12 protein-coding genes are annotated in these 13,721 nt (G+C 72.6%); 9 read left to right on the forward strand and 3 right to left on the reverse strand.

The window, feature by feature from the left end; translation table 11 throughout:
* Positions 1-36: 36 nt before the first annotated feature.
* The 3 genes from V6D49_RS25200 (at position 37) to V6D49_RS25210 (ending at position 2,730) form a co-directional block, all read left to right on the forward strand.
* A complete protein-coding gene (locus V6D49_RS25200) occupies positions 37-1,011 on the forward strand; it encodes an LLM class F420-dependent oxidoreductase (RefSeq protein WP_340563272.1) in 975 nt (324 codons plus the stop codon).
* Positions 1,012-1,115: 104 nt separating this feature from the next.
* The gene (locus V6D49_RS25205; protein ID WP_340563273.1) at positions 1,116-1,436 is read left to right on the forward strand and encodes a hypothetical protein; all 321 of its coding nucleotides are present in this window, start codon (positions 1,116-1,118) and stop codon (positions 1,434-1,436) included.
* Between the two features lie 67 nt (positions 1,437-1,503).
* Positions 1,504-2,730 carry an FUSC family protein gene (locus V6D49_RS25210; protein WP_340563275.1) on the forward strand — a complete coding sequence of 409 codons (1,227 nt, stop codon included), beginning with the start codon at positions 1,504-1,506 and terminating at the stop codon, positions 2,728-2,730.
* A gap of 11 nt (positions 2,731-2,741) precedes the next feature.
* Here the strand turns inward: V6D49_RS25210 and V6D49_RS25215 are convergent, their stop codons facing one another.
* Positions 2,742-3,725 carry a YihY/virulence factor BrkB family protein gene (locus V6D49_RS25215; RefSeq protein ID WP_340563277.1) on the reverse strand — a complete coding sequence of 328 codons (984 nt, stop codon included), beginning with the start codon at positions 3,723-3,725 and terminating at the stop codon, positions 2,742-2,744.
* Positions 3,726-3,854: 129 nt separating this feature from the next.
* Positions 3,855-5,063, reverse strand: coding sequence for an FUSC family protein (locus V6D49_RS25220; RefSeq protein ID WP_340564321.1), 1,209 nt, complete (start codon positions 5,061-5,063; stop codon positions 3,855-3,857).
* A 244-nt stretch (positions 5,064-5,307) separates the two neighbouring features.
* On the opposite strand from V6D49_RS25220, the gene V6D49_RS25225 reads away from it, so the two are divergent.
* A complete protein-coding gene (locus tag V6D49_RS25225) occupies positions 5,308-6,774 on the forward strand; it encodes a Gfo/Idh/MocA family protein (RefSeq protein WP_445330600.1) in 1,467 nt (488 codons plus the stop codon).
* 82 nt (positions 6,775-6,856) lie between these two features.
* Here the strand turns inward: V6D49_RS25225 and V6D49_RS25230 are convergent, their stop codons facing one another.
* Entirely contained in the window at positions 6,857-7,660 is an 804-nt protein-coding gene (locus tag V6D49_RS25230; RefSeq protein WP_340563279.1) for a DeoR/GlpR family DNA-binding transcription regulator, read from the reverse strand.
* 405 nt (positions 7,661-8,065) lie between these two features.
* On the opposite strand from V6D49_RS25230, the gene V6D49_RS25235 reads away from it, so the two are divergent.
* From V6D49_RS25235 to V6D49_RS25255, 5 genes are all read left to right on the forward strand, one after another.
* Positions 8,066-9,328 (forward strand): extracellular solute-binding protein, encoded by a 1,263-nt coding sequence (locus V6D49_RS25235; RefSeq protein WP_340563281.1) that lies wholly within the window; start codon positions 8,066-8,068, stop codon positions 9,326-9,328.
* A gap of 215 nt (positions 9,329-9,543) precedes the next feature.
* Positions 9,544-10,422, forward strand: coding sequence for a carbohydrate ABC transporter permease (locus tag V6D49_RS25240; protein WP_340564324.1), 879 nt, complete (start codon positions 9,544-9,546; stop codon positions 10,420-10,422).
* Entirely contained in the window at positions 10,419-11,333 is a 915-nt protein-coding gene (locus tag V6D49_RS25245; RefSeq protein ID WP_340563284.1) for a carbohydrate ABC transporter permease, read from the forward strand. Before V6D49_RS25240 ends, V6D49_RS25245 begins: the two co-directional genes overlap by 4 nt.
* Before the next feature lie 58 nt (positions 11,334-11,391).
* The gene (locus V6D49_RS25250; protein ID WP_340563285.1) at positions 11,392-12,003 is read left to right on the forward strand and encodes a TetR/AcrR family transcriptional regulator; all 612 of its coding nucleotides are present in this window, start codon (positions 11,392-11,394) and stop codon (positions 12,001-12,003) included.
* Positions 11,987-13,669: an acyl-CoA dehydrogenase family protein gene (locus V6D49_RS25255; protein WP_340563286.1), complete on the forward strand. Its 1,683-nt coding sequence runs from the start codon at positions 11,987-11,989 to the stop codon at positions 13,667-13,669. Before V6D49_RS25250 ends, V6D49_RS25255 begins: the two co-directional genes overlap by 17 nt.
* Positions 13,670-13,721: the final 52 nt, after the last annotated feature.

Raw genomic sequence — 13,721 nt, forward strand, 5'->3', positions numbered from 1 at the left:
GTTTCCTCCCCGCCCCCGGCGGGAACAGCGGGCCGGATGGTGCGATTCGGCTACACGATGATGACCGAGCAGGCAGGCCCGACCGACCTCGTGGACCACCTCGTCCTCGCCGAGCGGGCGGGTTTCGACTTCTCCGTCACCTCCGACCACTACTTCCCCTGGCTCGCCTCCCAGGGGCACGCCCCGCACGCGTGGACGGTGCTGGGCGCCGCCGCGCAGGCGACCACCCGCATCCCGCTGATGACCTACGTGACCTGCCCGATCCTGCGCTACCACCCGGCCGTGGTCGCGCAGAAGGCGGCGACCCTGCAGCTGCTGTCCGGCGGCCGCTTCCGCCTGGGCCTCGGAGCGGGGGAGAACCTCAACGAACACGTCGTCGGCGGCGGCTGGCCGCCCGCCGACGTACGGCACGAGATGCTCGAGGAGGCCGTGGAGATCATCAGGGCCCTCTTCGCCGGCGGGTACGTCAACCACCGTGGCACGCACTACGACGTCGAGTCGGCGAAGCTGTGGGACCTGCCCGAGCAGGCACCGCCCATCGGCATCGCGGTCTCCGGGCAGCAGTCCTGCGGTCTCGCGGGGCGCCTGGCCGACCTGGTCATCGCCACCGAGCCCAAGAGCGAACTGCTGGAGTCGTTCGCCCGTCACGGCGGTGCGGGCAAGCCCCGGGTCGGCCAGCTGCCGATCTCCTACGACCCCGACCGGGACGCCGCCGTGGCACGGGCCCACGACCAGTTCCGGTGGTTCGCGGGCGGGTGGAAGGTCAACGCCGAACTCCCCGGACCGACCGCGTTCGCGGCCGCCACCCAATTCGTCCGCCCCGACGACGTCGCCGGGTCCATTCCGTGCGGCGACGATCCGGACCGCTTCATCGCCGCCGTCGCCCCCTACGTGGAGGCGGGGTTCACGGAGGTGGCGGTCGTCCAGGTCGGCGGGGAGACCCAGCCCGCCTTCCTCGACTGGGCCGAGCGGACCCTGCTGCCCGCCCTGCGCCACACCTGGCCCGAGTGACGGCGCCACTCGCCGGCACGCGAGCCGGGCCCCAGGTGTGCCCGGCCGGTGGGCGGGTACCGCGAGCGGACGACCCAGCCGCCCAGTACCGGGAGGTAGAGCCCATGCCCACCGCAGACGACGACCGCGACCGCCGCGAGACGCCCGAGGCGGCGGAGGGCGCCGCAGGGGAGGGGAGCGGCGAGGAGGACGACGCCCCCGCACGCATCGGCAAGGCCGACACCCCGAACGTCGCCGGGAGCGACGTGCAGCAGCCCGAGATCGCCGAGGGGCCGGTCGAGGGGCTCCAGCCGGGCGAGCACATGGAGCGCGGCCCCTGGCACCCGCCGGTCGAGGTGGACCCGCCCACCGGCACCGACGTCCCCCGGGACGCGGCGGGGGAGCCCGACGCCGTCCGCCGCCAGCAGGAGGAGGGCGGGCCCTGACGCCCGGGACCGGCCCCGGCCCGGCAGGCGTGCGTGTGCGATCGGCCGGACGGGCAACCCGGTCCGGATGACACGAGCACGTCTGATGATCGCGTCCGTCCGGGGAGAGGCCCTGGCGGTCGGCAGGGCGGCCCGGCGGGCCACCCGGGGGCCGGGCCGCGAGCGCGACCTGCTGGTCCAGTCCCTGAAGGCCGCGCTGGCCGCCCTGCTCGCCTGGGGCGTCGCCGACGGCCTCGGCCTGCCGATGCCGGTCATCGCGCCCTGGGTCGCCGTCGTCCTCAGCCAGTCGACCGTCTACCGGTCCTTCACCCACGGGTGGCAGCAGCTCTTCGCCATCACCCTGGGCACGGTGCTGGCGACGCTCGTCGGGGAGGCCGTCCCGAGCGAACTGCTGGCCATGGCGATCGTGCTGCCCGTCCTGCTGGTCCTCGGCAACTGGCCCCGGCTCGGCACGCAGGGCGTCTACGGGGCCACCGCGGCCCTGTTCACCCTCAGCTACGGCGAGCCCAGCGCCTACGCGGCGGGCGCCCGCGTCCTGGAGGCGCTGCTCGGCGCGGCCATCGCCGTGGCCGTCAACCTCTTCGTGCTCCCGCCGATGTACCTGCGCAGCGCCCAGAGCGCGGTGGAGGGCGTCGTGCGGGAAGTGCGGGAGGTGCTGGAGTTCGTCGCGGACGGCCTGGCCGAGGACGCGTGGACACACCGCGAGGCCCGGCACTGGGACGAACGGGCCCGCCGCGTCCCCGGCCTCATCACCGACGTCCGCTCCACCCTCGCCTGGGACCGGGAGAGCCGGTGGCTCAACCCCCGCCGCCGGGCCCGGGCCCGGCAGGGGCGGCTGGAGGGGCCGCAACAGCACACCGTGTGGGTGCTGGAGCGCGTCAGCGACCACCTCGGCGACCTCACCCGTACCCTCACCGAGGCGGCGGACGAGGAACGGATCAGTCGCCGCCCCGACTCCGAGGCCACCACCCTCTACGCGACCTTCCTGCACCGGGTCGCCGACGCCTGCGCCGCCCACGGCCGCCTGGTCACCGGGGACACCCCCGAGGCCGACCGGGCCGAGCTGCGCGAGGCCGTGGAGGAGGCCCGGCGCGTGCACGACGCGCTGCGCGACCTGGCCGAGCGGGAAGCCGCGCGGGGCGCCGAGACGATGGTGCTCTTCGGCGCCCTCGTCCTGGACGTCCGCCGCATCCTGGAGGCCCTGCTGCTCGACCCGCCGGAGAACTCCGGCTCGGTGCCGCGCGAGACCGCGGGCGGCCGGGAGTCCGGTCCCGGCCGCCGTGCCGACGCCTGAGCCCGCGCCCGTCACTCGTCGAACGTGCGGGTGTCGCGCGGCTCGACGTAGGGCTCCTCCTCCGGCGGGTGGCCGCTCTCGATCGCCCGTCCCCGCTCGAGTTCGGCGTTGAGCTCCAGGCCGAGCAGGATCGCGATGTTGGAGATCCACAGCCACACCAGGAAGACGATGACCGTGGCCAGGCTTCCGTAGGTCTTGCCGTAGCTGGCGAAGTTGGCCGCGTACAGGGCGAACAGCGCGGAGGCGACCAGCCACACCAGGACGGCCAGGAGCCCGCCCGGCGTCACCCAGCGGAACCTCCGCCGCACGTTGGGCGCGGCCCAGTAGAGGAGCGAGAAGACGAGGGCCACGAGCAGCACGAGCACCGGCCACTTGGCGATGTTCCACACGGTGACCACGGTGTCGCCCAGGCCGAGGACCTCTCCGGCCCGCTCGGCGAGCCCGCCGGTGAACACCACGCCCACCGAGATCACCGCCAGGAGCACCACGGTCACCACCGTGATGCCGAGCCGGGTGGGGATCGTCTTCCAGAGCGGGCGGCCTTCGCGGACGTCGTAGATGGCGTTGCCGGCCCGCATGAAGGCCGCGATGTACCCGGAGGCCGACCACAGGGCCACGAGAAGACCAGCGACCAGGGCGAACCCGGCCGCGCCGGGTCGGTTCTGCAACTGCTCCAGCATGTCCGTGAGCAGGTCCCGCACCGCGCCGGGCGCCAGCTCGCCGACGTTGTCGATGAGGGGCTGGATGGCCGAACTGCCGATCAGCCCCAGGACCGACACCAGGGCCAGGAGTGCGGGGAAGACGGACAGGACCCCGTAGTAGGTCAGGGCGGCCGCCCAGTCGGTGAGGTTGTCCTCCCGGAACTCCGTGACCGTCCGCTTCAGCACGCCCTTCCAGGACCGCTTCGACAGGCCGGTGGGCCCGTCGGCGGGCTCGTGCGACCCGCCCGGCGTGGGGCCGGGCCTCTCTTCGTCGTCACCCGGTTGTCGCGGCATGGCCTTCTCCTCTCGACGTCGGTCCGCGGAACGTCCCGCTCAGTGGCGCAGTAGCCGCCCCACCCGAGGGGAAACGGGATGAACCTCTTCGGCCCACGGCCGGACGTCGCGCGGCCCCGGTGGGGAGCCTCAGGAACGGCCCGCGCGCAGTCGCGCCGTCCGCCGCCGCACCGCGCGGACGAGGCGGTCCAGCCGCGGGTGCTGGTCCCGCCGCTCCTGGGAGTACCGGTCGAGCTCCTCCGCGAGCCGCATCGCCCGCTTCTCCGTGTCCAACTCGTCCAGGACCCGGTCGATCTCCGCGAGGAGGGCGCCGTGCAGCTGCCACTGCCGGGGGTGTTCGCGCACGGTGGCCAGCAGCAGGTGCGCGACGTGCTCGCGGCTGGCGCGCGCGGCGGCCAGCTCCGTCTCCAGGAAGGCCTCCGCCTCCTCGGCGCTGGTGGTGATCTGGGTCGTGATGAGCACCGCGTAGCTCTCCACCGCCCCCGCCATGTACATGAACAGTTCGCGCAGGGCCGTGGCCACGTCGGGCGGGAAGAGCTCCTCCTCGGTGCGCTGCTTGGCGAGGTCGGTGAGGCTGCGGGCCGTGACCCGGAGCACCACCGCGCAGATCTCCAGCGTGTCCAGCCCGGTGCGCAGCACGATCCGGGACAGCAGCCCCTCCTTGACCCGCGGATTGAACCGGACGCTCTCCTCGGCGCGTACCAGCGAGGCGTCCACCTGGACGATGTCGTGGTCCAGCCGCCGTGCCTCGTGCAGCCTGCGCGCCGCCCGCTCCACCGGCTGGTGGCCGCCGATCTCCTCGCCGATGTCCTCCAGGAGCCGCCGCATCCGCCCGGCCAGCTCCTCGATGGCCTCGCCCGCCGTCTCGACCCACACGGGAGGCAGGAACACCATGTTGAACAGCAGCCCGACCACGGCGCCGATCAGCGTCTCCAGCACCCGGCTCAGCGCCAGGTCCGTCGCGTGCGACACCCCCAGGACGAGCATGGCGGAGATCGCCACCTCGGGCACGAACTCACCCGCCCGCACGACGTGCCCCAGCACCAGCGCGGAGATGATCAGCAGCCCCAGGCTCCACCAGGTCAGCCCCACGAGCGCGCTGAAGCCGACGGCGATCAGCACCCCCGCCACCACGGCGTTCACCCGGCGGATGCCGCTGGTGAGGGTCGCGTAGAGGGTGACCTGTACGACCAGTAGCGCCGTCAGGGGCGCCAGCAGGGGCGGCGGTCGGGAGCCGAGCAGCCACAGCGCCGCGATGTAGGCCAGCGTCGCGGCGGTGGCGGAACGCACCGTCTGCACGACCACCGGCTCGTTGCGGCGCTGGGCCAGTTTGATCATGGGTTCGGGGACGACGTAGGACACGTAGGACCCTCTTCCCGCTCCTCGGCCCGCCAGACCCACCCCCGTCGACCAGCACCCGTATGAACCGGTCCCCGCCATCGGGGCGACCCGTTCCCAGGCTCACGGCCGGTCTCGCGCGGGGGATGCGTCACTCATTTTGCTTGATCATGCGTGAAGCAGGCGAGAAAAGCTCAACTATTGACATGTAGGTGTCAGTGCGGCCACAGTCGTTCCGCCAGTGATGACTCCCAGTTCCGAGGAGTGCCGCTTCATGCCCGAAATGTCGGAGTTCTCGCGTCGTCTGGTGCTGGGAGGTGCCCTCGCCACGGGGGCACTCGCGGCCGGTGCCGGCGCGGCCGGTGCCGCGTCTTCGCACCCGGCCACCGCGGCCGCCCCGTCCGTGCCCCGCCGTGGACGCGGCCAGAGGTCGATGATCAACGTGCCCTTCGAGGCGCGCCGCACGGTGCGGCTCGGCATCGTCGGGCTCGGGAACCGGGGCCGTGGCATGGCGCCGGGCTGGGCCGCAGTACCCGGCTGCACGGTGGCCGCCGTGTGCGACGTCCGGGCGGACCGGGCGACGCGGGTCGCCGACGCCCTCGTGGCCGACGGCAGGGACCGGCCCCGGGAGTACGGGGGTTCGGAGAACTCCTACGCGCGCATGCTGCGCGACGAGGAGCTCGACCTCGTCTACATCGCCACGCCCTGGGAGTTCCACCACGAGCAGGGCCGGGCCGCACTGCGGGCGGGCAGCCACGCGATCGTCGAGCTCCCGGTGGCCACCGAGGTGCGCGAGCTGTGGGACCTCGTCGACACCTCCGAACGGACCCGCAGGCACCTCTTCCTGGCCGAGAACTGCAGCTACGGCCGCAACGAGCTGGCGATGCTGAAGATGGCCCACGAGGGCCTGTTCGGTGACATCACCAACGGACACGGGGGCTACCTGCACGACCTGCGCGCCCTGCTCTTCTCCGACACGTACTACACCGACGCCTGGCGGCGGAAGTGGCACACTCGCAGCACCGGCTCCCTCTACCCCATGCACGGCCTCGCCCCCATCGCCGCCGCCATGGACGTGAACCGCGGTGACCGCATGGTGAGCCTGGCCGCCACCGCCACGGAGCCGAGGGGGCTGGCCGACTACCGGGAGCGCTTCGTGCCGGCCTCGCACCCCTCGTGGCAGGAGACCTACGTCAACGGCGACCGCGTCACGTGCCTGATCGAGACCGCTCAGGGCCGGGTCGTGCGGGCCGAACACGACGTCAGCTCACCGCGTCCCTACAGCCGCATCAACAGCATCGCCGGCAGCCGGGGCATCTTCGAGGACTACGCCGGCACCTCGGCCACCGGCGGCCGGGTCTACCTGGAACCCGACCACAACGGCCACGCGTGGCGCGACTTCGACCGCTACCGCAAGGAGTTCGACCACTGGCTCTGGCGGGAGGTCGGCGACGACGCCGAGGAGAACGGCGGCCACGGCGGCATGGACTACATCCTCCAGTGGCGCACCGTCCAGCAGATGCGCGCCGGGCTCGTCCCGGACATCGACGTCTACGACTCGGCCGCCTGGTGCGCACCGGTCGCCCTGAGCGTCGAGTCCCTGCGGCGCGAGGGCCGTCCGGTGGACTTCCCCGACTTCACCCGTGGCGCCTGGGTCAACCACCGCCCCGGGCTGGACTCCCGACCCACCGGTATGCCGAAGGTCGGCTGAACCCGCACGCCCGTCCCGGTGCCCGCCGCCCGCACGCCCGTCCCGGCGTGTGCGGGCGGCGGGCACCGGCCGTGCCGCCGCCTCAGACCGCCACCACCTCCACGCCCGCCTCGGTGAGGCCGGCCACCATGGGGTCGGGGATCGCCGAGTCGGTCACCAGCACGTCGATGCGCTCCAGTCCGCAGATCCTGGCGAAGGCGCGCTTGCCCATCTTGGAGGAGTCGGCGGCGACGATGACGCGCTGGGAGCGCTCCGCGAACAGCCGGCTGATGCTCGCCTCCTCCTCCTGGTGGGTCATGATCCCCAGGCCCGGGTCCACGCCGTCCACGCCGAGCACGACCGCGTCGAGCACCACCTCGTTGAGGACGCCCACGGTCAGCGGGCCGACCAGTTCGAAGGTCTGCGGCCGGACCACGCCCCCGGTGGTGACGATCTTTATCTGCGGCCGTACGGCCAGCTCCCCGGCGATGTTCAGCGCGTTTGTCACGATGGTGAGCAGCGGCGCCGTGGCACTTCCGGGCGCGCCCTCGCGGGCGCCGCCGCCGGTGCGCAGCCCGAGGGTCCGCGCGACCTCCGTCGTCGTCGTGCCCCCGTTGAGGCCGACGACCTCGCCCTCGCTGATCAGCTCCGAGACGGCCGCGGCGATGCGCTGCTTCTCCGGGGCCCGGCGGGAGGACTTGTACCGCAGTGGCAACTCGTAGGACACGCCGTGTGCGACGGCGCCCCCGCGGGTGCGCTGCAGCATCTGCTGTTCCGCCAGCTCGTCGAGGTCCCGGCGGATGGTCGCGGCGGAGACCTCCAGGGCGGTCGCGGCCTCCTCGACCTCGACGCGCCCCTTCGCGGCGAGCAGTTCGAGCAACGTGCTCCACCGCTCATGCTTGGACATGCGTTGGACCTCCACTGGCGTCGTGTCTTTCGTGCATACGGCCGGTGGCCGCGCCGCGAGGCCGGCGGCATGGCACGGCCACCGAGCGATCACGCGCCCGTCACGATGCCAGATCCGGCCGCCGTCAGCAGTTTCCGTCCACGCGCGGCCACGGACGGCCACGCGCGGGCCGACCCTGACGGTGCGTCGACAACGGACCCGTAACAGAGCCTGGACCCCGGCCGCCGGTTCGTGGATACTCCCTTCCAAGCACGGTGAATGCGTGAAGCTGCTCGCAGAGAAAGGCTTACACGCATCATCACGCAGTGAAGTAGCTTTTCCAGTCAGCCACCCCGGCTGAGGGCTCCGCCGGGGTGACCGGACCCGACGCGGCAGCGGGTCCGCAGCGCGAAGGCGGTATCGGCAGTGAAGAAGCGAACGCTCAGATTCCCGGCGGCCTGCCTGGCCGGCGCCCTCGCCCTCACGGCGTGCGGCGGTGGCGGCGCGGACGACGGCTCCGTCACCCTCAAGCTCGTCGCTGCCGACTACGGCAACAAGGCGTCCAACAGCACCACGGTGTACTGGGAGGAGGTCGCCGAGGCGTTCGAGGCCGACCACCCCGGCATCCGGGTCGACGTCCGGGTCATCAACTGGAACGACATCGACTCGCAGGTCAAGACGATGATCCAGAGCGGAAACGTCCCGGACGTCCTCCAGACCGGCGGCTTCGCGGACAAGGTCGCCGACGACCTGCTCCACCCGGCCGAGGACGTGCTCTCGCCGGAGACCCGCGAGAACCTGGTCGACAGCTTCGCGCGGGCGGGCGAGGTCGACGGCACGCAGTACGGCATCCCCTTCGTCTCCTCCTCCCGCGTGCTCTTCTACAACAAGGAGATCTTCTCCGCGGCGGGGATCAGCGAACCGCCCGCGACCTGGGACGACGTCAGGGCGGCGGCCGAGCGGATCAAGGCCGAGGTCCCCGGCGTCACGCCCTACGCGCTGCCGCTCGGGCCGGAGGAGGCCCAGGGGGAGACCCTGATCTGGGAGCTGGGCAACGGCGGTGGCTACACCGACGCCGACGGCGCCTACACCCTGGACAGCGAGGCCAACGTCGAGACCTTCCGATGGCTGAAGTCCAACCTCGTCGACCCCGGGCTCACGTACGCGAACCCCGAGAGCACGGAGCGCAAGACGGCGTTCGCCGACTTCGCGGCGGGCAAGGCCGCCATGCTCAACGGGCACCCGTCGCTCATCCAGATGTCCAAGGACGGCGGGGTCGACTACGGCGTCGCCCCCATCCCCGGCAAGGACGGCGCGCTGGAGTCCACTCTCGGCGTCGCGGACTGGATGATGGCCTTCAAGGACAACGGCCACCAGGAGGAGATCAGGGAGTTCCTCGACTTCGCGTACGCCGAGGAGCACACGCTCTCCTTCATGGAGAGGTACAACCTGATGCCCGTCACGGACGACACCCTGGAGCGGATGCGGACCGGCGGCGACCACCCGGACCTGGAGCTCTTCTTCGAGCTCCTGCCCGACGCGTCCTTCTACCCCCTCGGTGACGTCACCTGGGACGCGGTCTCCGCCGAGATCAAGCAGAGCGGTGGGACGGCCGTCGCCGGCGACCCCGCCGAGGTCCTCGGGGACCTCCAGCGCAAGGCCGAGGACATCGTCTCCGACCAGCGCTGACGCACCGGCCCGCCCGCCCCGGACACCCCCCTCCCGCAGCGGTGTCCGGGGCGGCACACCGGGGCGGGCGCGGCCGGCCCCACACCCACCGCGCCCCACCCGGTTCACCTCGGCGGCCAGGACCGCCAGCACCCGGAAGGCATCCCGTGTCCACCCACACCACCCCGCGTCCACCGCGCGAAGTCCGCAGCCGCGCCCCGCGCCGCCCGTCGGGCATGGTGGCGCGGCTCGGCCCCCTGCCCTGGATCGGCCCGGCCGTCGCGCTCATCGTGCTCGTCGTGCTCTGGCCCGTCTACGAGATGGTCCGCACCTCCTTCCTGAACATCAGCATCAGCGGCTTCGTCCGCGGTTCGGCCGGGCTGGAGCAGTACCGCAGGCTCTTCGACGAACCCGACCTCGCCGGCGTGCTGACGGCGACCGTCGTGTGGACCGTCGCCGTCGTCGGCGTCACCATGACCCTCTCGCTGGCCCTGGCCCAGCTGTTCAACCAGCGCTTCCCCGGACGCCGCCTCACCCGCTGGGCGCTCATCGCCCCGTGGGCGGCGTCCGTGCTGATGACGGCCATCGGCTTCTCCTGGATGCTCGACCGCACGGCGGGTGTCCTCAACACCCTCATGACCGACCTCGGCCTCATCGACGCCCCCCGGGACTGGCTGGGCTCGCCCGCCACGGCCTGGCCCTGGATGATGTGCGTGGCGGTGTTCGTCTCCCTGCCGTTCACCACCTACACCCTGCTCGCCGGACTCCAGACGATCCCCGGCGAGGTCTACGAGGCGGCCCGGGTCGACGGCACGTCCCCCTGGCAGACCTACCGCCTGGTCACCCTCCCGCTGCTGCGGCCCGCCTTCCTCGTCGGTGTGGTGATCAACCTCATCAACGTCTTCAACTCGTTCCCCATCATCTGGGCCATGACGCGGGGCGGCCCGGCCAGCGACACCGCTACCAGCACCGTGTTCATGTACCAGCTCAAGAGTTCCGACATCGGCCTGTCGGCGGCCATGTCGGTGGTGAACTTCGCGCTCGTGGTGCTCATGGTCGTGGCGTTCCTCAAGGTCAGCCGCTGGAACGCGGACAGCAAGGAGGAGGCGCGATGAGCCCCCGCACGACGACCACCGCTCCGCCCGGCGCGGGGCGCACCCGCGGCGGCTCCACGGCGGTCACAACGGCCGCGCCGCCGCGCCGCCCCCGCCGGTTCGCCCCGCGCACCCTGCTCATCGCCGCGGTGGCCTGGTCGCTCGCGGTGGTGTTCCTCCTGCCGTACGCGGAGATGGTCATCACCGCCCTGCGCCCCGCCGACGAGCTGCGCGACGCGAGCTACCTCCCGGGGGACCTCGCCTGGTCCAACTTCGTCGACGTCTGGCGGGAGTCGGAGCTGGGCCAGAACCTGAAGGTCAGTCTGCTGGTCGCCGGCGGTTCGACGCTGCTCGTCCTGCTGGTCGCCCTGCCCGCCGCCTACTACACGGCCCGGACCCGCTTCCGCGGCCGGAAGGCGTTCCTCCTGCTGGTGCTGGTCACGCAGATGTTCCAGCCCACCTCGCTGCTCGTCGGCCTCTACCGGCAGTTCCACCAGCTGGACATGCTCAACTCGGTGTGGACGCTGATCCTGTGCAACGCGGCGTTCAACCTCGCCTTCGCCGTGTGGATCCTGACCGCCTACATCGGCTCGATCCCCGTCCAGCTGGAGGAGGCGGCGATGATCGACGGAACGGGCCGCTTCGGCGCCCTGGTCCGCGTCACCCTGCCGCTGGCCGTGCCCGGTGTGGTCACGGCCCTGATCTTCACCTTCATCACGGCCTGGAACGAGTTCGTGATGGGCCTGACCCTCGCGACCACCCCGGAGAGCCAGCCGCTGACGGTCGGGATCAACGGCTTCATCGGCAACTACTCGGTGCAGTGGAACTACCTGTTCGCCGCGTCGGTCGTCGCCATCGTGCCCGTGGTCGTCCTCTTCGCCCTCATCGAACGGCACGTGGTGTCGGGCCTGACGGCCGGGTCCGTCAAGTAGGCGGCCGGCGCCGCACGGACTCTTGTCGAAGAAGTGAACCGGTGCTTCACTTCTTGACGTGCCGTACCGCCGTACGCCCGCCGTCCAGGCCCGCCTGGACGCCCAGCGGGCCGACGTCCTCGCAGCCGCCGTCGGACTCCTGCGTGAGCAGGGGTACGGCGGCTGCTCGATGTCCGCCGTCGCCGCCCGCGCCGGCGTGGCCACCGGCACCATGTACCGGCACTTCCCCTCCAAGGCCGACCTCGTCGCCGAACTCTTCCGCACCGTCGTGCGGCGGGAGGTCGCGGCGGTGACGGAGGCCGCCGCCGCGCACCCCGACCCCGTCGCCGCCGTGGTGGCCGTCGTGGAGACCTTCGCCTCCCGCGCCCTGAAGGCCCCGCGGCTGGCCTACGCCCTCCTCGCCGAACCGGTGGCCCCGGCCGTCGACCGGGAGCGGCTCCTCTTCCGCACCGCCTTCCGCGACGTGTTCGCCGAGCGGATCGCCGCCGGGGTGGCCCTCGGCGTACTGCCCCCGCAGGACGCCCGCCTCACCGCCTCCGCACTCGTCGGCGCGGGCGCGGAGGCCCTCGTCGGGCCGCTCTCCCAAGGAGACGCCGGCCCCGCCACGCTGCCCGCACTGACCGCGTTCGTCACCCGAGCCCTGGGAGTCCCCGATGCCGGCCACCCATGACGTCGTCAACCAGGTCCCGCCCCTCACCGGCCACGACGTCGCCGAGGACCCCGCGCTGCTGGAGGCGCTGCACCGCGAAGGCGCCGGCTGGGCCGAGGAGGAACTGCACGAGCTCGGCACCCTCGCCGGGGAACGCGCCACCCAGGAGTGGGCCCGGCTCGTGGAGGAGCACCCGCCCGTCCTGCACACCCACGACCGCTACGGCCACCGCGTGGACGAGGTGGAGTACCACCCGCACTGGCACGACCTGATGACGGTCGCCACCGCCCACGGTGTGCACGCCGCGCCCTGGCGGCAGGAACGCCTCGGCGCGCACGTCGCCCGCGCCGCCAAGATGGTCGTCTGGGGTCAGACCGACCCGGGCCACCTGTGCCCGGTCTCCATGACCTACGCCGCCGTGCCCGCCCTCCGCGCGCAGCCGGAGCTCGCCGCGCTCTACGAGCCCCTGCTGACGTCCTCCTCCTACGACGTCGGACTGCGCGTCCCGACCGCCAAGAGCGGGCTCATCGCGGGGATGTCCATGACCGAGAAGCAGGGCGGATCGGACGTGCGCGCCAACACCACCCGCGCCGAACCCACGGGGGAGGGCTGGTACGCGCTGACGGGGCACAAGTGGTTCACCTCCGCCCCGATGTCGGACGTCTTCCTCACCCTCGCGCAGGCCCCCGGCGGGCTCTCCTGCTTCCTCGTGCCCCGCGTCCTGCCGGACGGCGAACGCAACGCCCTGCGACTGCAGCGGCTCAAGAACAAGCTCGGCAACCGCTCCAACGCCTCCTCCGAGATCGAGTACGAGGGCGCCCTCGGCCAGTTGGTGGGGGAGGAGGGGCGCGGCGTGGCGACGATCATCCGGATGGTCAACATGACGCGGCTGGACTGCACCCTCGCCTCCGCCTCCGGCATGCGGCGTGGCGTGGTGGAGGCCGTCCACCACGCCACGCACCGCAGCGCCTTCGGCGCCCGGCTCCTCGACCAGCCGCTCATGCGCAACGTGCTGGCCGACCTCGCCGTGGAGTCGGAGGCGGCGACGGCCGTGGCGATGCGGCTGGCCGGGGCCGTGGACCGGGCGGCCTGCGGCGACCCCGCCGAGGAGCCGTTCCGCCGGATCGCCCTGGCCGTCAGCAAGTACTGGGTCTGCAAGCGGGCCGCCCCCCACGCCGCCGAAGCGCTGGAGTGCCTGGGCGGCAACGGTTACGTCGAGGACTCCGGCATGCCCCGCCTCTACCGCGAGGCGCCCCTCGCGGGCATCTGGGAGGGCTCCGGCAACGTCGCGGCGCTCGACGCCCTGCGCGCGATGGCCCGTCAGCCCGAGACCGTGGAGGCGTACTTCGCGGAGGTCGACCTCGCGGCCGGAGCCGACCGCCGCCTGGACGCGGCGGTGGCCCGGCTGCGCAAGGACCTCGCCCGTCCCGACGACGCCCCCTACCGGGCCCGGCGCACGGTCGAGACGATGGCGCTCGTCCTGCAGGGATCGCTCCTCCAGCGCCACGGGGCCCCGGCCGTCGCCGACGCCTTCTGCGCCTCCCGGCTCGGGGCCGACTGGGGCGTCGCCTTCGGCACCCTGCCCACCGGCGTGGACACCGCCGCCGTCCTCGACCGGGCCCGGCCGCACGTTCCCACCACCGGCGAACGACCCGGTTCACGTGCTCACCCGGTCACCTCCTCGTAGGGGCCGAGGTAGCGGAAACGGCCGCCGGAGGCCCGGAAAAGGTAGAGCCCCT

This window comes from Streptomyces sp. GSL17-111 (assembly GCF_037911585.1).
GTDB lineage: Bacteria > Actinomycetota > Actinomycetes > Streptomycetales > Streptomycetaceae > Streptomyces.

Bases quoted from the DNA above. Each gene is read 5' to 3' on its own strand.
- V6D49_RS25215 (WP_340563277.1), bottom strand. From the start codon at position 3,725: ATGCCGCGACAACCGGGTGACGACGAAGAGAGGCCCGGCCCCACGCCG.
- V6D49_RS25220 (WP_340564321.1), bottom strand. From the start codon at position 5,063: ATGATCAAACTGGCCCAGCGCCGCAACGAGCCGGTGGTCGTGCAGACG.
- V6D49_RS25255 (WP_340563286.1), top strand. From the start codon at position 11,987: ATGCCGGCCACCCATGACGTCGTCAACCAGGTCCCGCCCCTCACCGGC.
- V6D49_RS25230 (WP_340563279.1), bottom strand. From the start codon at position 7,660: ATGTCCAAGCATGAGCGGTGGAGCACGTTGCTCGAACTGCTCGCCGCG.
- V6D49_RS25210 (WP_340563275.1), top strand. From the start codon at position 1,504: ATGACACGAGCACGTCTGATGATCGCGTCCGTCCGGGGAGAGGCCCTG.
- V6D49_RS25240 (WP_340564324.1), top strand. From the start codon at position 9,544: ATGGTGGCGCGGCTCGGCCCCCTGCCCTGGATCGGCCCGGCCGTCGCG.
- V6D49_RS25245 (WP_340563284.1), top strand. From the start codon at position 10,419: ATGAGCCCCCGCACGACGACCACCGCTCCGCCCGGCGCGGGGCGCACC.
- V6D49_RS25225 (WP_445330600.1), top strand. From the start codon at position 5,308: ATGACTCCCAGTTCCGAGGAGTGCCGCTTCATGCCCGAAATGTCGGAG.
- V6D49_RS25200 (WP_340563272.1), top strand. From the start codon at position 37: ATGGTGCGATTCGGCTACACGATGATGACCGAGCAGGCAGGCCCGACC.
- V6D49_RS25205 (WP_340563273.1), top strand. From the start codon at position 1,116: ATGCCCACCGCAGACGACGACCGCGACCGCCGCGAGACGCCCGAGGCG.